The organism is Micrococcus sp. EWR3.9.1, from assembly GCF_052615555.1.
Window position 1 is genome coordinate 1 of the sequence record NZ_JBQXFD010000023.1, and the last position, 18,234, is coordinate 18,234.

General features: G+C 75.0%; 14 protein-coding genes. 5 read left to right on the plus strand and 9 right to left on the minus strand.

Annotated features, from left to right (window positions below):
- Both ACUJ8O_RS10725 and ACUJ8O_RS10730 read left to right on the plus strand, forming a co-directional pair.
- The coding region (locus ACUJ8O_RS10725; RefSeq protein WP_445373373.1) for a LysM peptidoglycan-binding domain-containing protein at positions 1 to 225 on the plus strand (225 nt) is incomplete at its 5' end.
- Positions 226 to 426: 201 nt separating this feature from the next.
- Complete coding sequence (locus tag ACUJ8O_RS10730; RefSeq protein ID WP_129867044.1) at positions 427 to 1,197, plus strand: ArsR/SmtB family transcription factor; 771 nt, start codon at positions 427 to 429, stop codon at positions 1,195 to 1,197.
- Positions 1,198 to 1,358: 161 nt separating this feature from the next.
- On the opposite strand, the gene argR is transcribed toward ACUJ8O_RS10730, so the two are convergent.
- From argR to argC, 6 genes are read right to left on the minus strand one after another with little or no spacing between them, the layout of a single operon-like run.
- The gene (gene argR / locus ACUJ8O_RS10735) at positions 1,359 to 1,847 is read right to left on the minus strand and encodes an arginine repressor (RefSeq protein WP_129867045.1); all 489 of its coding nucleotides are present in this window, start codon (positions 1,845 to 1,847) and stop codon (positions 1,359 to 1,361) included.
- On the minus strand, positions 1,847 to 2,806 hold the full coding sequence (gene argF / locus ACUJ8O_RS10740; protein ID WP_129867046.1) for an ornithine carbamoyltransferase: 960 nt from the start codon (positions 2,804 to 2,806) through the stop codon (positions 1,847 to 1,849). Before argF ends, argR begins: the two co-directional genes overlap by 1 nt.
- On the minus strand, positions 2,803 to 4,089 hold the full coding sequence (locus ACUJ8O_RS10745) for an acetylornithine transaminase (RefSeq protein WP_144826544.1): 1,287 nt from the start codon (positions 4,087 to 4,089) through the stop codon (positions 2,803 to 2,805). The genes argF and ACUJ8O_RS10745 overlap by 4 nt, the downstream gene beginning before the upstream one ends.
- Positions 4,086 to 5,072, minus strand: coding sequence for an acetylglutamate kinase (gene argB, locus ACUJ8O_RS10750; protein ID WP_179288539.1), 987 nt, complete (start codon positions 5,070 to 5,072; stop codon positions 4,086 to 4,088). The genes ACUJ8O_RS10745 and argB overlap by 4 nt, the downstream gene beginning before the upstream one ends.
- 11 nt (positions 5,073 to 5,083) lie before the next feature.
- A complete protein-coding gene (gene argJ, locus ACUJ8O_RS10755; RefSeq protein WP_158184395.1) occupies positions 5,084 to 6,244 on the minus strand; it encodes a bifunctional glutamate N-acetyltransferase/amino-acid acetyltransferase ArgJ in 1,161 nt (386 codons plus the stop codon).
- Positions 6,241 to 7,281, minus strand: a complete 1,041-nt coding sequence (argC, locus tag ACUJ8O_RS10760) for an N-acetyl-gamma-glutamyl-phosphate reductase (RefSeq protein WP_152743412.1) — start codon at positions 7,279 to 7,281, stop codon at positions 6,241 to 6,243. The genes argJ and argC overlap by 4 nt, the downstream gene beginning before the upstream one ends.
- A gap of 101 nt (positions 7,282 to 7,382) precedes the next feature.
- Here argC and ACUJ8O_RS10765 point away from each other — a divergent pair, with 101 nt between their 5' ends.
- The 3 genes from ACUJ8O_RS10765 to ACUJ8O_RS10775 all read left to right on the plus strand — a co-directional run bounded on the left by ACUJ8O_RS10765 (position 7,383) and on the right by ACUJ8O_RS10775 (position 13,850).
- Positions 7,383 to 8,384, plus strand: coding sequence for a quinone oxidoreductase family protein (locus ACUJ8O_RS10765; protein ID WP_044659907.1), 1,002 nt, complete (start codon positions 7,383 to 7,385; stop codon positions 8,382 to 8,384).
- 121 nt (positions 8,385 to 8,505) lie between these two features.
- Positions 8,506 to 12,513: a Pls/PosA family non-ribosomal peptide synthetase gene (locus tag ACUJ8O_RS10770; RefSeq protein WP_041104187.1), complete on the plus strand. Its 4,008-nt coding sequence runs from the start codon at positions 8,506 to 8,508 to the stop codon at positions 12,511 to 12,513.
- Positions 12,510 to 13,850, plus strand: a complete 1,341-nt coding sequence (locus ACUJ8O_RS10775; RefSeq protein WP_036337490.1) for a M1 family metallopeptidase — start codon at positions 12,510 to 12,512, stop codon at positions 13,848 to 13,850. The genes ACUJ8O_RS10770 and ACUJ8O_RS10775 overlap by 4 nt, the downstream gene beginning before the upstream one ends.
- A gap of 18 nt (positions 13,851 to 13,868) precedes the next feature.
- Here the strand turns inward: ACUJ8O_RS10775 and ACUJ8O_RS10780 are convergent, their stop codons facing one another.
- From ACUJ8O_RS10780 to pheS, 3 genes are read right to left on the minus strand one after another with little or no spacing between them, the layout of a single operon-like run.
- The gene (locus tag ACUJ8O_RS10780; RefSeq protein WP_101967700.1) at positions 13,869 to 14,489 is read right to left on the minus strand and encodes a 4'-phosphopantetheinyl transferase family protein; all 621 of its coding nucleotides are present in this window, start codon (positions 14,487 to 14,489) and stop codon (positions 13,869 to 13,871) included.
- Positions 14,490 to 14,491: 2 nt separating this feature from the next.
- Positions 14,492 to 17,071, minus strand: coding sequence for a phenylalanine--tRNA ligase subunit beta (gene pheT, locus ACUJ8O_RS10785; protein WP_036337486.1), 2,580 nt, complete (start codon positions 17,069 to 17,071; stop codon positions 14,492 to 14,494).
- Between the two features lie 3 nt (positions 17,072 to 17,074).
- Positions 17,075 to 18,157, minus strand: coding sequence for a phenylalanine--tRNA ligase subunit alpha (pheS, locus tag ACUJ8O_RS10790; protein ID WP_012750956.1), 1,083 nt, complete (start codon positions 18,155 to 18,157; stop codon positions 17,075 to 17,077).
- Positions 18,158 to 18,234: the final 77 nt, after the last annotated feature.

An 18,234-nucleotide genomic window follows, 5' to 3' on the forward strand; every position in this document is an offset into this window, starting at 1 on the left:
GCTGCCGCTGAGCAGGCTGCCGCTCAGAAGGCCGCTGCCGCTGAGCAGGCCGTCGTCGCCGAGGCCGAGACCATCGTCGTCAAGTCCGGTGACTCCCTCTGGAAGCTCGCCAACGAGTACGAGGTGGAGGGTGGCTGGACCGCCCTCTACGAGGCCAACAAGGGCGCCGTCTCCGACGCCGCCGTGATCTACGTCGGCCAGGAGCTCGTCCTGCCGCAGGCCTGAGACGCCTGACCGGTCCCCCGGACCGGTACGACACGAGGAAGGCCCCCGCCGTCGGCGGGGGCCTTCCTCGTGTCTGGTGCCCGTCACCCGCGCGGGCGGGGCCGGATGGGTCGGCCAGCTGCACTGACCGGCGACGTCGATTGACCTGCGGAACCACTGGGCCTTGATGGGGTGACTCCGGAGTCACCTATTGTCCTCGACGTGACCTCTTCTGACGACGACACGGTCCTTTGGGCCCTGTCCCATCCGGGCAGGCGGGCGCTGCTCGATGCCCTGCACGAACGCGACGGCCAGAGCGTGACCGATCTTGGACAGGCCCTGCCCGCACTAGGTCGTCATGCAGTCCTGAAGCACCTCGGCGTCCTGGAGGACGCCGGACTGGTCACGTCCCACAAGGCAGGGCGAACCCGCCTCTGCTACCTCAACGCCGCCCCCCTGGTCGCCTTGGCGCAACGCTGGCTCGACGACTACGCCTTCGGCTGGGGGCAGGCACTGAACCGCCTCAAGAGCACGTCCGAACGGAGACCGGAAGCCATGACCACCGCCGCGCCCCTGCACCGCCAGGCCATCGTCATCGACGCCACGCCCGAACGCGTCTGGACCGCCCTCACCCAGGAATGCCCCTCCTGGTTCTTCACCACCACGCTCAACTCATCGCTGGAACCGGGCAGCGACTACACCTACACCTACCCCGACGGACGACGGGCCGCTGAGGGCACGATCGTCGCCGCCGACCCCGGTCAGCGCCTCGAGATGACCTTCTCGCCGACCTGGGACGACGCGGTGACGCCGGAAGCCCCGTTCCGCCTCGTGTGGTCGCTCGCTGCCCAGGGCGGGGCCACCCTGCTCACTGTCGAGCACTACGAGCTCGACCCGTCCACCGAAACGGCGCGACAGGTCGGGCCCGGCAGCCTGTTCCTCATCTCCAACATCAAGACCTGGATTGAGACCGGCCAGCCCATGCACGACTGACCCCACCACGACCGGGCGTTGCATCCATCTCCGCCTTCGCCTTCGAGACGGGCCAGTTCAGTTGGCCTGCCACGGTCTCGGGATCCGGCACCAGCGCACCCGACCCTGTCGTCCGCGGACCAACGGCAGGATCGATGGACCGACGTCCCCGGTCAGGACAGCTAGCCCGCCAGACCCAGCAGGTGGGCCGCGACGGCCGGGGCGGACGTGGTCCCCGTGGTGATGAGGAGGATGGTGTCGTCGCCGGCGATCGTGCCCAGCACGTGCTCCACGCGCGCCTGGTCGATCACGCTGGCCAGGAACTGCGCCGCACCCGGGGGCGTGCGCAGGACCACGAGGTTCGCCGTGGGCTCGGCGGAGACGAGTAGCTCGCGGGCCATGCTCGCCAGCCGGTTCAGCTGCGCGTCCGAACCGCGGCCCGGCACGGCGCCGTCGTCGCCCTCCGCCGGCAGGGCGTAGACCATGCCGGCCGGCCCGCGCGTCCGCACCGCGCCGAGGTCCACCAGGTCCCGCGAGAGCGTGCCCTGGGTGACGGACAGCCCGCGATCGCCCAGGGCGTCCGAGAGTTCGGCCTGGGAGCGGATGCCCCGGGTGGCCAGGATCTCCCGGATCGCGGCCTGACGGGCGATCTTCGTCGTGGGGGCGGCCATCAGCGCGGCTCCTCGGCCAGGCCGGAGCGGTACAGCAGCCAGGCGATGAGCGCCTTCTGCGCGTGCAGGCGGTTCTCGGCCTCGTCGAACACCACGGACCGCGGCCCGTCGATCACCTCGGCCGTGACCTCGTAGCCCCGGTACGCGGGCAGGCAGTGCAGGAAGATCGCATCGTCGGCCGCCCGCGCCATCGCGGCGGCGTCCACCTGGTAGTCGCGGAACAGCGCCAGGCGGGCCTCCTTCTCCTCCTCCTGGCCCATGGACACCCACGTGTCGGTCACGACGACGTCCGCGCCCGCCAGGGCCTCCACCGCGTCCGTCGTGACGAGGACGGAACCGCCCGTCTCCGCCGCCCGCTGTCGGGCAGCGGCCACGACGTCCTCGGCAGGCAGGTGCCCCTCGGGTCCGGCGACCCGCACGTGCATGCCGGCCGTCGCGCAGCCGAGCAGGTACGAGTGGGCCATGTTGTTCGCCGCGTCCCCCAGATACGCCAGAGTGCGGCCCGCCGTGCCGCCGAGGTGCTCGCGCACCGTCAGCAGGTCGGCGAGGATCTGACAGGGGTGGTAGTCGTCGCTGAGCGCATTGACCACGGGCACCGAGGAATGGGCGGCCATCTCCTCGAGACCGGCCTGCGCGAACGTGCGCCAGACGATGACGCCGACCATCCGCTCCAGCACGCGGGCCGTGTCCGCCACGGACTCCTTGTGGCCCAGCTGCGACTCCCCCGGGTTCACGATCAGCGGCGTCCCGCCGAGCTCGGCGATGCCGGCCGCGAACGAGACGCGGGTGCGCGTGGAGGTCTTGTCGAAGAACACGATGCCGGTCCGGGGCCCGGCCAGCGGGCGGTGCCGGAACCGGTCGGCCTTCATCTGCGCGGCGAGGTCGAGCACCTCGGCCTGCTCGGCCGGGGTGAGGTCCGTGTCCACCAGGAAGTGGCGGACGGCGGCAGCGGGGGTCATGGGCGGTCTCCTTCGGCGGGGGTCAGGGCGGCGGCCACGAGCCCGGGCAGGGCGGCGGCGAAGCGCTCGAGCTCGGCCACGGGCACGGTGAGCGGCGGGGCCAGGCGCAGGGTGGACGGGCCGGTGGCGTTGAGGATCCAGCCCGCCTCGAGGCCGGCGGCGACGACGGCGGGGGCCAGCCCGCCGGCCGGGACCGGTCCCGCGGGGTCGGCCAGGTCGACGCCGATCCACAGGCCGTGACCGCGCACCGCGGCCACCTCGGGCAGGTCCTCCAGCAGGGCGGCCACGGCCTCGCCCGCGGCGCGGACGTGGCCGAGCAGGCCCTCGTCCTCGACGGTCTGGAGCACGGCCAGGCCCGCGGCGGTGGCCAGGGGGTTGCCGCCGAACGTGGTGCCGTGCTGGCCGGCGGTGAGCAGCCCGGAGACGGCGGGGCCGACGCACACGAGCGCCCCGATCGGCACGCCGCCGCCCAGTCCCTTCGCCAGGGTGAAGGCGTCGGGCACCACCGGCTCTGCCGCACCGGTGACGGCCGGGTTCTGGAAGCCGAACCACGTGCCGGTGCGGCCCACGCCGGACTGCACCTCGTCGAGGATCATCAGGGCGCCGGCCTCGCGGGTCGCGGCCCGCACCTCGGCCAGGTAGCCGGCCGGCCAGCCGTGCACGCCGGCCTCGCCCTGGACCGGCTCGAGGATGACGGCGGCGACGGTGGCGCCGTCGTCGTCCGGGGCCAGGGCCGCCCGCAGGGCCGCGGCGTCACCGCCCGGCACGTGCTCCACGCCGCCGGGCAGCGGCTCGAAGGGCGCCCGGTAGGCCTCCTTGTGCGTGAGCGCGAGGGCGCCCATCGTGCGGCCGTGGAAGGCCCGCTCGAGCGCGATCACCCGCGTCCGGCGGCCGGACGGGTCGTCCGCACCGTGGCGGCGGGCGAGCTTGAACGCGGCCTCGTTGGCCTCCGTGCCGGAGTTCGCAAAGAACACGGTGGAGCCCGCGGGCGCGCCGGCCAGCTCCAGCAGGCGCTCGGCCAGGCGGATCTGCGGCTCGGAGGTGAAGAGGTTGGACACGTGGCCGAGCGTGGCGACCTGCTCGGACACCGCCCGCACCAGCGCCGGGTGGCCGTGGCCGAGCGCGTTCACGGCGATGCCGGCCAGCAGGTCCGTGTAGCGCCGGCCGTCGGCGTCCCACACGTGGACCCCCTCGCCGCGCACGAGCACGCGGGTGGGGCGGCCGAAGACTCCGGTCAGGGCGGCGTGGTAGCGCTCCAGCAGCGCGGACTGGTCGGTGCTCATGCGTCCTCCTCGGGGGTGGTCGGGGCGGTGGGCTCGGCGTCGGGCACCACCTGGGTGCCGACGCCCGCAGAGGTGAAGACCTCGAGCAGCATCGAGTGGGGGCGGCGGCCGTCCACGACGTGGGCGCGCTGCACGCCGGCGTCCACGGCCGCCAGGCACGCGGCCATCTTCGGGATCATCCCGGAGGCCAGGGAGGGCAGCAGCGCGCGCAGCTGGGCGGCGGTGAGCGAGCTGATGAGGGAGTCGCGGTCCGGCCAGTCGGCGTAGAGGCCTTCGACGTCGGTGAGCAGCACGAGCTTCGCGGCGCCGAGGGCGGCGGCCAGGGCCGCGGCGGCGGTGTCCGCATTGACGTTGAGGACCTGCCCGGTGGGCTCGCCGTCGTCGTTGATCTCGGGGGCGACCGACGAGACCACGGGGATCCGCCCGGACTCGATCACGTCGAGGATCGCGGTCGGGTCGACTCCGGTGACCTCTCCCACGAGGCCGAGGTCCACCTCCTGGCCGTCGACGACGGCGCCCGTGCGGCGGGCGCGCAGCAGCCCCGCGTCCTCGCCGGAGAAGCCGACGGCGTACGGGCCGTGGGAGTTCACGAGGCCGACCAGCTCGCGGCCCACCTGTCCCGTGAGCACCATGCGGACCACGTCCATGGCCTCCTCGGTGGTCACGCGCAGGCCGCCGCGGAACTCCGAGGCGATGCCGAGGCGGTCGAGCATCGCGTTGATCTGCGGGCCGCCGCCGTGCACCACCACGGGGTGGACCCCCACGTGGTGCAGGAACACGATGTCCTCGGCGAACGCCCGGCGCAGCTCCTCCGACACCATGGCGTTGCCGCCGTACTTGACGACCATGACGGTGCCGGCGAACCGCCGGATCCAGGGCAGGGCCTCGACGAGGACCTCCGCCTTGGACTCGGCGCGGTCGAGCCGGTCCGCGGTGGACAGGACGGGCGCGGCCGCCGTGGCCGGATCGGTGTGCGGGCTCATGCTGGGGGTCCTCACGTGGAGTAGGCGGAGTTCTCGTGGACGTAGTCGTGCGTCAGGTCGTTGGTCCAGACCGTGGCCTCGGCGTCGCCGGCGTGCAGGTCGACCTCGACGAGCACCTCGCGGGCCGTCAGGTCCACGCGGGAGCGGTCCTCTCCCACGCCGGAGGCGCGGCACACCTGGACGCCGTTGAAGCGCACGTCGAGGGCGTACGGGTCGAAGGCGGCGACCGACTCCGGGACCGTGCCGACGGCGGCGATCACGCGTCCCCAGTTCGGGTCCTGGCCGAAGATCGCGGTCTTGAACAGGTTGGAGCGGCCGACAGCGCGCGCGACGGCCTCGGCCGCCTCCTCGGTCTCGGCGTGGACCACGCGCACGGCGATGTCGTGCCGGGCACCCTCGGCGTCGGCGACGAGCTGGCGGGACAGGTCCGCGCAGACCTCGTGGAGGGCCGCGGCGAACGCCGCGGGCTCGGGCGCCGTCCCGGACGCGCCCGAGGCCAGCAGGATCACGGTGTCATTGGTGGACATGCACCCGTCCGAGTCGACCCGGTTGAAGGTGGCGCGCACGGCCTCGCGCAGGGCCGCGTCGAGGGCGGGGGCGGGGACGTCGGCGTCCGTGGTGATGACGCTGAGCATCGTGGCCATGCCGGGTGCCAGCATGCCCGCCCCTTTGGCCATGCCGCCCACGGTGAAGCCCGCGCCGCGGGCCACGGCGGTCTTGGCCACGGTGTCCGTGGTCTTGATCGCGACGGCGGCGTCCTCGCCGCCGTCCGGACTGAGGGCGGCGACCGCCTCGGACACGCCCGCTGTGAGGGTGTCCATCGGCAGGCGTTCGCCGATGAGGCCGGTCGAGCAGACGAGCACGTCGTCGGCGGCGGTCGCGAGGGCCGCGGCCGCGTGCTCGGCGGTGCGACGGGCGTCCGCGAGGCCCTCGGCGCCGGTGGCCGCGTTCGCCCCGCCGGAGTTCAGGACGACCGCGGTCGCGCGGCCGTCCCGCACGGCGCGGCGGGTCCAGACCACGGGGGCGGCCGCCACCCGGTTCTCGGTGAGGACGGCGGCCGCCGCGTCGCGCGGGCCCTGGTTGACGACGACGGCGACGTCGGGCGTGCCCGAGGCCTTCAGCCCCGCGGTGACGCCGGCCGCCCGGAACCCCTGTGCCGCGGTGACGCTCACGGTGCGACCCCCTGCTGTTCGAGCCCCGCCTGCTCCGGCAGGCCCAGGGCGATGTTCATGGACTGCACGGCGCCGCCGGCCGTGCCCTTGGTGAGGTTGTCGAGCGCCGCGCAGACGATCACGCGGCCGGCCCGCTCGTCCACGGCGAGCTGCAGCTGCACGTGGTTGGAGCCTAGGACCGCCTTCGTGGTGGGCCACTGGCCCTCGGGCAGCAGGTGCACGAAGCGTTCGCCGCCGTAGGCCTCGGCCCATGCGTCGCGCACTTCCGCGGCGGCGACGCCGGGGCGCAGCCGCGCCGTGGCCGTCGCGAGGATGCCGCGCGACATCGGCGCGAGCGTGGGCGTGAAGGAGACGCGGACCGGCTCGCCGGCCGCCTGGGCCAGGCCCTGCTCGATCTCCGGGGTGTGCCGGTGCCCGCCGCCGACGCCGTACGGGCTCATCCCTCCCATGACCTCGGCGCCGAGCAGGTGCGGCTTGAGCGCCTTGCCCGCCCCGGAGGTGCCCGAGGCGGCGACGATCACCACGTCCTGCGGCTCGAGCAGCCCCGCGGCGAAGCCGGGCGCGAGGGCGAGGATCGAGGTGGTCGGGTAGCACCCGGGGACGGCGATGCGGCGGGTGCCGGCGAGTCGCTCACGCTGACCGGGCAGCTCGGGCAGGCCGTAGGGCCAGGTCCCGGCGTGCGCGGTGCCGTAGAAGGCCTCCCAGTCTGCGGCTGACTCGAGGCGGTGGTCGGCGCCCGCGTCGATCACCAGGGTGTCCGGGGATCGCTCTGCGATCTCGGCCGCCAGCGCCCCGGAGGCCCCGTGGGGCAGCGCGAGGATCACGACGTCGTGGCCGGCGAGGACCTCCGCGGTGGTCTCGGCGAGGACGCGGTCCGCCAGGGCGTGCAGGTGCGGCTGGAGAGCGCCGAGGCGCTCCCCCGCGTTCGAGTGGGCCGTGATGGCTCCGACGGTGACGGACGGGTGGCCGGCGAGCAGGCGCAGGGCCTCTCCCCCGGCGTAGCCGCTGGCTCCGGAGACGGCGACGGTGTGGGTCATGGCTTCATCCTAGCGCAGATATGCGTTGCACCGAATATCTATGCGGCGCCTCGGGTCCCCGGGCCGGGCCGGATGGCCCGGCCCGCTCCTAGAGTGGGGCCATGACCACTGCGAACACCCCCGCCGTCCCCCGCACCCACCACGCCGTCGTCGTGTCCGCCACGGGCGGCCCCGAGGTCCTGCAGTGGACCGAGACGGAGGTGCCCTCCCCCGCGCCGGGGCACGTGCTGGTGCGGACCGCCGCGGCGGGCCTGAACTTCATCGAGACGTACCAGCGCTCCGGGGTCTACACGATGGACCTGCCCTTCACCCCCGGTACGGAGGGCTCCGGCGAGGTCGTCGCGCTCGGCGAGGGCGTGGACGCCGGGCTCCTGGGGGCCCGTGTCGCCACCGCGACGGCCACCGGTGCGTACGCCGAGCACTTCACCGCCCCCGCGGATCGTCTCCTCACCGTCCCGGAGGGCATCGACCTGGCCGAGGCCGCCGCCCTTCCGCTGCAGGGCATGACGGCCCACTACCTCTGCCGGTCCACCTTCCCGGTGGAGGAGGGCCACACGGTGGTCGTGACGGCCGGTGCCGGCGGGGTGGGGCTCCTGCTCACCCAGCTCGCGACGGCCCGCGGCGCCCGCGTGGTCACCACGGCGTCCACGGAGGAGAAGCGGGAGCTGTCCCGGGGCGCGGGCGCCGTTGCCGCGGTGGACTATCCGGACCTCGCCGCCACGGTGGCGGAGCTGACGGACGGCGAGGGCGCGCACGTCGTGTACGACGGCGTGGGGAAGGACACCTTCGACACCTCGCTCGAGGTGCTGCGCGTGCGCGGCACACTCGTGCTCTTCGGCGGGGCCTCCGGGCAGGTGCCCCCCTTCGACCTGCAGCGGCTCAACGCGGCCGGCTCGCTGTACGTCACCCGGCCCTCGCTGGTGCACTACACGCGCACGGGCGAGGAGACCCGCTGGCGTGGTGGAGAGGTGTTCGGGGCGTGGGCCTCCGGCGAGCTCGACGTACGGATCGGCGAGCGCTTCCCGCTGGCGGACGCGGCCGCCGCGCACGCCGCCCTCGAGTCCCGGTCGACGACGGGCAAGGTGCTGCTCACCCTGTCCTGAGCCGGACCCGCCCGGTGCCTTCCAGGCGCCCCGCGCGGCCGCGGGCGGGGCATAGAATGTCCCGCTGCGGCCTGGTCCGCGTCCGACCCTCGGTTTGCCGCTCACACCCCCGGAGGCCCCTGTGTCCCTTTCGTCCGCCGCGCCCACCCCGCCCTCCGTCCCCCTCGACCCCGCGGGCGCGCCGCATCGGCCGCAGCTGCCCGGCTCCGAGCGCACCCCGCCCGCCCGGACGCTCGTGGAGCTCTTCGACGCCACGGCGCGCGAGCACCCGGACGCGACCGCCCTGGACGACGGCGTCGAGCCGCTGACGTACGCGGAGCTGCGGGAGCGCGTCGACGAGACCGCCCGCCACCTGTGGGCCGCCGGCGTGCGGGCGGGAGACCGGGTCGGCGTGCGGATCGCCTCGGGCACGGCCGCGCTGTACGTCTCGATCCTCGGCGTGCTCGCCGCCGGCGCGGCCTACGTCCCCGTGGACGCGGACGATCCGGAGGAGCGCGCCCGCCTCGTGTTCGGCGAGGCGAAGGTGGCCGGCGTCCTCACCGACGAGCGGGTCTACGCCCCGCACCCCGAGCACACCGCGGACCCGGCCGCGGAGGCCCGCGCCCCCGGGCTCGAGGACGACGCGTGGATCATCTTCACCTCTGGCTCGACGGGCACCCCCAAGGGCGTGGCGGTGAGCCACCGCTCGGCCGCGGCCTTCGTGGACGCCGAGGCGCGGATCTTCCTGGCGGACGATCCGCTCGCCCCGGGCGACCGCGTGCTGGCGGGACTGTCCGTCGCGTTCGACGCCTCGTGCGAGGAGATGTGGCTCGCCTGGCGTCACGGTGCGTGCCTGGTCCCGGCCCCCCGCTCGCTCGTGCGCTCCGGCATGGACCTCGGCCCGTGGCTCGCCGAGCGGCGCATCACCGCCGTGTCCACCGTGCCGACCCTCGCCGCGATGTGGCCCACCGAGGCCATGGACAACGTCCGGCTGCTGATCTTCGGCGGCGAGGCCTGCCCGCCCGAGCTCGCCGCGCGCCTGGCGGAGGACGGCCGCGAGGTCTGGAACACCTACGGCCCCACGGAGGCCACCGTCGTCGCGTGCGCGGCCCCGCTCACGGGTCTCGGCCCGGTCCGCATCGGCCTGCCCCTGGACGGCTGGGACCTGGCCGTCGTCGACCCGCAGACCACGCTGCCCGTGGCCGAGGGCGAGACGGGCGAGCTGATCATCGGCGGCGTCGGCCTGGCCCGCTACCTCGACCCGGCCAAGGACGCCGAGAAGTACGCCCCCATGCCCTCCCTCGGCTGGGAGCGTGCCTACCGCTCCGGTGACCTCGTGGTCTTCGAGCCGGAGGGCCTGCTGTTCGTCGGCCGCGCCGACGACCAGGTGAAGCTCGGCGGCCGCCGCATCGAGCTCGGCGAGGTGGACGCGGCCCTCCAGGCCCTGCCCGGCGTCCACGGCGGCGCCGCGGCCGTGCAGACCACCCCGGCGGGCCACCAGATCCTCGTCGGCTACCTCGTCCCCGCGGACCCCGAGGCCGAGCTCGACCTGCACATGGCCCGCGAGCACCTCGCGGCGGAGCTGCCGGCCGCACTCGTGCCCCGGCTGGCCGTCGTGGACTCCCTGCCCACGAAGACCTCCGGCAAGGTGGACCGCCACGCGCTGCCGTGGCCCCTGCCCGGCGCCGAGGTGGACGAGGACGCGCCCCAGCCGAACGAGGACACCGCCGACGGCTGGGTGCTGCGCCAGTGGGCGGACGTGCTCGGCGCGCCCCCCAAGGACGCCGACACCGACTTCTTCGAGGCCGGCGGCGGCTCGCTCGCCGCTGCCCAGCTCGTGGCCCGCCTGCGCCTGCGCCACCCGGCCGTGACCGTCCAGGACGTCTACCGCAACCCCACCGCCGGGGCCCTCGTGGCCGCCGTCGTGGGCGACGACGGCCCCCGCGGCATCGAGGTGCACGACCGGCACGTCGACCGCACCCGCCACCGCACCCAGTGGGTCCAGACCCTCGTGGGACTGCCCGTGTTCGTCCTGCCCGCCCTGCGCCTGGGCGTGTGGACCGGCCTGGCCCTGAACCTGCTGACGCTCTCCGGGCTCGCGCCCGGGCTGCCCACCGTGCCGTGGTGGGTGCTGATCGTGGCCGGTCTGCTGGTGGTGACCGTGCCCGGCCGCATGCTGCTCACCGCCGCGACGGCCCGGCTGCTGCTGCGCGGCGTGAGCCCCGGGTCCTACCCGCGCGGTGGCCGCGTCCACCTGCGCCTGTGGCTCGCCCAGCAGATCAGCGACCTCGTGGACCCCTACTCGCTGGCCGGCGCCACGTGGGTGCCCGCCTACGCGCGACTGCTGGGCAACCGGATCGGCAAGGACGTGGACATGCACACCGTGCCACCGGTCACCGGCATGCTCACGGTCGAGGAGGGCGCCGCGATCGAGCCTGAGGTGGACCTGTCCGGCTACTGGGTCGACGGCGACGTCGTCCGGCTCGGCGAGGTGCGCATCGGCGCGGACGCCGTCGTGGGCGCCCGCTCCACGCTCCTGCCGGGCGCCCAGGTCGGCGCCGGGGCGCACGTCGAGGCCGGGTCCACCGTCGCCGGGCGGGTGCGCGGCGGCCAGCGCCACGCCGGCTCCCCCGCCGTCAAGGTGGGCAAGGTGAAGTCCCGCGGCCCCGCCGAGGCGCCGCGGGAGACCCCGGGCTGGCGCCTGATGGCGACCGTCCTCTCGACCCTCATCTCCCTCCTTCCGCTCGTCTCCGCCGCCGCGGCGGCCGCGGTGGCCGCGTGGTCGCTGACCTGGTGGCCGCCGGCCCCGGAGGCGGGGCCGCTGGCCGCCGTCGGGACCACCGCGGCGCGCCTGCTGGCCGCAAGCCCCCTGGTGGCCGGCGTCTGGTTCCTGACCCAGATGCTGCTCGTGCTCGTCACCGTGCGCCTGCTCGCGCTCGGCATCACGGAGGGGCACCACCCCGTGCGCTCCCGGGTCGGCTGGCAGGTGTGGGCCACCGAGCGCGTCCTCGACGCCGCCCGCGACCAGCTGTTCCCGATCTACGCCTCCCGCTTCACGCCGACGTGGCTGCGCCTGCTGGGCGCCGAGGTGGGCCGCGGCGTCGAGGCCTCCACCGTGGTGCTCCTGCCCTGCATGACCCGCGTGGGCGACGGCGCGTTCCTCGCCGACGACACGATGGTCTCCTCCTACTCCCTCGACGGCGGGTGGATGCACGTGGCCCCCGCGAAGGTCGGCAAGCGCTCGTTCGTGGGCAACTCCGGCATGGTGCCCGGCGGCCGCACCCTGCGCCGCGACTCGCTCGTGGCGGTGCTGTCCACCACCCCGGCCAAGACCAAGGCGGGCACGTCCTGGATGGGCTCCCCGCCCGTGCGCCTGCGCCGCAACGAGGTCACCGCAGACGCCGCCCTCACCTACGACCCGCCGGCCCGACTCAAGGCCGCCCGCACCGCCTGGGAGCTGCTGCGCGCGATCCCGGTGTGGCTGCACGTGGCCCTGTCCCTCGCCGTCGGCGCGACGCTGGCCGCCCTCATCGCGGTCGGCACGTGGGCGCTGGCCTTCGTCCTGGGCGGCGTCGTCCTGCTCGCGGCCGGCGCGGTCGCGGCGAGCCTGACCGTGCTCGCCAAGCGGGTCTTCGTCGGCCGGATCCGCGCGGGCGAGCACCCGCTGTGGTCCTCGTTCATCTGGCGCAACGAGGTCGCGGACACCTTCACCGAGTTCCTCGCCGCCCCGTGGTTCAGCCGGGCCGCGGCCGGCACCCCCGCCCTGGTCTGGTTCCTGCGCGCGATGGGCGCCCGCATCGGCCACGGCGCCTGGGTCGAGTCCTACTGGCTGCCCGAGGCCGACCTCGTGGAGCTCGGCGACGGCGCCACCGTGAACCGCGGCTGCGTCGTCCAGACCCACCTGTTCCACGACCGCGTGATGTCCCTGGACGCCGTCGTCCTGGAGGACGGCGCCACCCTCGGCCCCCACTCCGTGGTGCTGCCCGCCGCCCGCCTGGGCCGCGGCACCACCGTCGGTGCCGGGTCCCTCGTGATGCGCGGCGAGGAGCTGCCCGCCGGCACGTGGTGGCTCGGCAACCCGGTCTCCCCGTGGCGTCGTCCCGACGGCGACCCCGCCGCCGCGGCCACCCCCTCCCGAGAGGAAGCATGAGCACCGATCCCTACGTCCCGGGCGTCGGCACCGACGCCGCCACCGTCGAGCACATCGCACTGGACCTCGACGTGCGCCTGGCCGCGAACCGGGTCTCCGGCACCGCCGTCCTGCGCGTGCGCCTGACGAAGCAGAGCCGCCGCATCGAGCTGGACCTGTACCGGCTGCGCGTGTCCCGGGTGGACGCCGTCGTCGACGGCCGCGCCGTCGCCTCCTCGTTCACCCAGCCGGGCCGCGCCCCGAGCCGCCTCGTCGTCGACCTGGACGAGAGCCGGCCGGAGGGCACGCTCGTGGAGCTGACCGTGGTCTACGCGGGCACGCCCACGCTGCGGCGCAGCCCGTGGGGCACGATCGGCTGGGAGGAGCTCACGGACGGCGTGCTCGTGGCCGGGCAGCCCCACGGCGCCTCCACGTGGCTGCCGTGCGTGGACTCCCCCACCTCCCGCTCGACGGCGGAGATCACCCTCACCTGCGACGCGGGCTACCTGCCCGTCGCCAACGGCGTGGGCGCGCCCGTGCGCACGCGCGGCTCGCGGGTCACGTGGCGGTGGCGGCTCGACCAGCCCGTGCCCGCCTACCTGCTCAGCGTGCAGATCGGCCGCTACCGGCTCGTGGACGCCGCCCCTCCCGCCGAGGGCCTGCCGCCGCTGCGCCTCGTGGTCTCCCCGCGGACCGAGCAGCGGGCCCTCCGGGCCCTTGCCCCCCAGCCGGCCATGATGGCCACGTTCATCGACGCCTACGGGCCATACCCATTCGAGGACTACACCGCGGTCGTGGCCGACGAGGAGCTCGAGATCCCGCTCGAGGCCGCGAGCATGTCGCTGTTCGGCACCAACCACCTGGACGGCTCGTGGGAGTCCGAGCGGCTGATCGCCCACGAGATGTCCCACCAGTGGTTCGGCAACGCCGTGACCCTGGGCCGCTGGTCCGACCTGTGGCTGCACGAGGGCTTCGCCTGCTGGTCCGAGTGGCTGTGGGCCGAGGCCTCGGGGCGGTCCAGCATCACCTCGATGGCGCGGCGGGCCTGGCAGAAGCTGGCCGCGCACCCGGTGGAGCAGGCGCTGGCCGAGCCCGGGCCGGAGGAGATGTTCGAGGACTGGGTGTACAAGCGCGGCGCGCTCACCGTGGAGGCGCTGCGGCACCTGCTGGGCACGGACCTCTTCGGCTCCATGCTGCGCGCCTGGGTGCGGGAGCACCGGTTCGGCACCGTCGACTCCCTGGGGCTGCGCACGCACGTGCACGCGTGGGCCCCGCACGCCGGGGTGAGCCGAGCGCAGGTGGACGAGCTCTTCGACGCGTGGACGCTGCGGCCCGAGCTGCCGCCGTTCCCGGGCTGAGGCGGCCGCGCGGTCGACTCAGCGGCCCCGCCGCGCCAGCGCCCCGAGGAGACCGCCCGGCAGCCGGTCGGTGAGGTCCACCAGCACGACGTCGGCCGGCACGGTCAGCGCGTCGACGGCGGCGGGGTCGCCCGTGAAGCCGGTGCCGGCGGCCTTCACGAGCGCCTCCTTGCGCGTCCACAGCCGGGCCCGCGCGGCGGGCCTCTCGGGGGCGGGGAGCTCCCGCACCCGGGCGCGCTCCGCCGTCGAGAAGCCCACCCCGCCCAGGCCGTCCTCGTCCGCGAAGGCCGCGGCGTCCGCCCGCTCGACGTCCACCCCGAGGCCGAGCCCGTCGGCGGGCCGTGCCGGCGCCCACCACGCCCCGATCCGAGCCCGGTCCTCAGTGCCGGGCATCCGGACGCGCGTGAACGAGACGAGGGCGACCCGGCCGGGGGGCAGGCCGGTCAGCGCGGGGACGCCGTGCGCGGCCGAGCCGCAGCGCGGGCAGGCGTGCCGGAGCCCGAGCGGCCCCACCGGCACGCCCCAGGCCGCCGTCAGGGCGGTGCGCACCTGACCGAGCAGCGCGGAGACGGCGTCGGCCGCCCCCGCCGAGGCGGGGACGGCCGAGGTCAGGCCCCACGGGCCGGTCGCGACGGACACGGTCAGCGCTGGACCGCCCCGTGCCGCTGCGCCGCGAGCGCGGTGGCCGCGGCGCGGGCCTCGGAGACCTCCTCCGCGGTGAGCGTGCGGTCAGGGGCGCGGAAGCGCAGGGAGAACGCGAGGGACTTCCGCCCCTCCGGCACGCCCGCGCCCCGGTAGACGTCGAACAGCTCGACGGCCTCGAGCAGCTCCCCGGCACCCTCGGCGAGGGTCGCGCGCACGTCCCCGGCCACGACGGCCTCGTCCACCACGAGCGCCACGTCCTGCGTGCTCACGGGGAACGTGGACAGCGGTGCGGCGACCACGATCTCGGGGGCCGCGGCGCACAGCGCGTCCAGGTCCAGCTCCCACACGCTCGTGCGGGCGGGCAGGTCCTCGGCCTCGAGCCACTGCGGGTGCAGCTCGCCGGCGACGCCCACCACCCGGTCCCCGTGCTCGGTCACGACGACGAGCTCGGCCACCCGGCCCGGGTGGAACGCGTGGTGCCGGCCCTGCCGGACGGTCAGCTCGACGCCGAGGACGTCGGCCACGTCGAGGGCCCCGGCGATCGGGTCCTGCCAGTCCACCGGGCGGGGGTCGTGGTCCGGCCCGGGCGCCGAGTCGTGCCCGGCGTACAGACCGGCCACGTGCCACGGCTGAGCGGGGATGCCGGCCTCGAGGTCGGCGAGGACCTCGGCGGAGGGGTGGACCGCGCGCGGGGGGATCGTCGCCGAGCCCAGCTGCGCGCCGGGCAGGAAGACCAGCCCCATCTCGTACAGCGCCAGGTCGCGGAAGCCGCGTCCGAGGTTGCGGCGCGCGGTCTCGACGAGGCCCGGCAGCAGCGACAGGCGCAGGTACCGGTACTGGGAGGCGATCGGATTGGCCAGGGCCACCATCGCCAGGGCCTGGCCCTGCGCGTCCGAGTCCGCCCCGAAACGCCGGTTCTGCTCCTCGGAGACGAACGGGTAGGCCAGCACCTCGGTGAGTCCCGCGGCCGCGAGCGCGGCCGACACGCGGCGACGCTGGGCCTGGCGGCGGGTGAAGCCGCGGCCCGGCGGGGCCACGGGCACCACGGAGGGGATCGCGTCGTAGCCGCGCAGGCGCGCGACCTCCTCGGCGAGGTCCTCGGGGATGCGCAGGTCCGTGCGCCACGACGGGGCGGTCACGGTCAGCCGCGGGGCGACGTCGGCGGCGGCCTCGGCGACGGCCACCTCGGCGCCCAGGGCGCGCAGCGTCTCCACGACCTCGTCGGTCGTGTACGCCACGCCCACCAGGGCGGAGGGGAAGTCGGCGGCCATCTCGACGACGGCCGGCTGCGGCCGCGTCCCGACGTCGGTGACCCCGGGCTCGGCGGTGCCGCCGGCGAGCTCGACGAGCAGCTGCACGGCCCGCTCGGCCGCCTCGTCGGCGATCTCCCAGTCGACGCCGCGCTCGTTGCGCTTCGACGCCTCCGAGGGCAGGCGGTGCCGGCGCCGCGTACGGGCGATCGACACGGGGTCGAAGTTCGCGGACTCGACCACGATCGTGGTGGTGGCGTCCGTGACCTCGGTGGCGGCCCCGCCCATGACGCCCGCCAGGCCGATGGGGCCGGAGTCGTCCGTGATGAGCAGGTCCTCGGGGTCGAGCTCGCGCTCCTTGCCGTCGAGGGTGGTCAGGGTCTCTCCGGCCCGCGCGCGGCGCACCACGATCTCGCCGGAGAGCGTGTCCGCGTCGTAGAAGTGCAGGGGCTGGCCCAGCTCCCACATGACGTAGTTGGAGATGTCCACCGGCAGGGAGATGGTGCGGATGCCGGCCAGGCGCAGGCGCGCGGCCAGCCACGGCGGGGTCGGGCGGGTCGCGTCCACGCCGGAGACCGTGCGGGCCACGAACCGGGTGGCCCCGGGCTCGCCGTGGATCGGCGCGTCGTCGTCGATGCGGACGGCCGGGCCGGCGTCGTCGGCCGCGGGCGGGTGGACGGCGGCGGCCGGGTCCGTGAAGGGCACGCCGGTGGCGTGCGCGTACTCGCGCGCGACGCCGCGCATCGAGAACGCGTAGCCGCGGTCGGGCGTCACGTTGATCTCGGCGGCCTCGCCGTGCAGGTCCAGGACGTCCCGGGCGTCGGTGCCCGGCTCGGGGTCGAGCCCGAGGTCGCCGAGCACGATGATCCCGTCCGTGCCGTCGTCGCCCACGCCCAGCTCCGTGCTGGAGGCGATCATCCCGGCCGAGACGTGCCCGTAGGTCTTGCGGGGGCTGATGCGGAAGTCGCCGGGCAGCACCGCGCCGGGCAGGGTCACGACGACCTTGTCCCCGACCTCGAAGTTGTGGGCGCCGCACACGATGCCCTGCACGCCGGAGGGCTCGATGCCCTCGCCGGTGAGCGGCTGGGCGGCGCCCTCGGGAACCACCCGCACGGAGCACCAGTTGATGGTCTTGCCGTTCTTCTGCGGCTCGGGCTCCTTGGAGAGCACCTGCCCGACGACGATCGGGCCCTGCAGCTCGGCGGCCGGACGGTGGACGTCCTCCTCCTCGAGGCCGACGCGGACGAGGTCGGCCATCACGTCCTCGGCACGGTGCTCCGCGGGCACGGGGACGAACTCCCGCAGCCAGTCCAGGGGGATGCGCATGGATCAGACCTCCATTCCGAAGTGCTGGGAGAAGCGGACGTCGCCCTCGATCATGTCGTGCATGTCCGGGACCTCGTTGCGGAACATGAGCGTGCGCTCCACGCCCATGCCGAACGCGAACCCGGAGTACTCCTCCGGGTCCAGGCCCGCGGCGCGCAGCACGTTCGGGTGCACCATGCCGCAGCCGCCCCACTCGATCCAGCGGGGCCCGCCCTTGGCGCCGGGGTGCCAGATGTCCAGCTCGGCGCTGGGCTCGGTGAACGGAAAGAAGTTCGGGCGCAGGCGGATGGCCGCCTCGGCCCCGAACATCTGGCGGGCGAAGTACTCGAGGGTGCCGCGCAGGTGGGCCATGGTCAGTCCCTTGTCCACGGCCAGGCCCTCGAACTGGTGGAACACCGGGGTGTGCGTGGCGTCCAGCTCGTCCGTGCGGAAGGTGCGGCCCGGGCACAGCACGTAGGTGGGGGCGCCCCGCTCGAGCAGGGAGCGCATCTGCACCGGGGAGGTGTGGGTGCGCAGCAGCAGGTGGGCCTCGGCCGGGGCCACGAAGAAGGTGTCCTGCATCTCGCGGGCCGGATGGTCCGGCGCGAAGTTGAGGGAGTCGAAGTTGAACCACTCGGACTCGAGCTCGGGGCCCTCCGCGATCTCCCAGCCCATGCCGACGAAGATCTCCGAGACACGGTCCATCGTCAGCGAGAGCGGGTGACGGGCGCCGACGCGGCGGCGACGGACCGCGGTGGTCACGTCCACCGTCTCCTCGCGCAGGATCCGCGCGGCCTGCTCCGCCTCGAGCACCTCGGTGCGGGCGGCCAGGGCCTTGCCCAGGCGGCCGCGTGCGGCGCCCATGAGCTTGCCGGCCTCCGCCTTGCGCTCCTTGGGCAGGGCGCCGATCGCCTTGTTCGCGAGAGTCAGGGGGGCCCGGTCGCCGGTGTGGGCCAGGCGGGCGGCCTTGAGCTCATCGAGGTCCGCCGCGGCCTCGTACGCGGCGAGCGCGGCCTGCACGGCGGCCTCCACCGCCTCCGCGTCCACGGGGGAGATCTCCGCCACGGGCGCGGTGGGTTCCGCGCCGGTCTCGGGGCTGGGTGTCATCAGGGCAACGACCTTCGCATGGGGGACGGTGGGACGCCCGTCAGTCTAGTGTCCGCCCCGGGCGCGCTCGGCCTAGG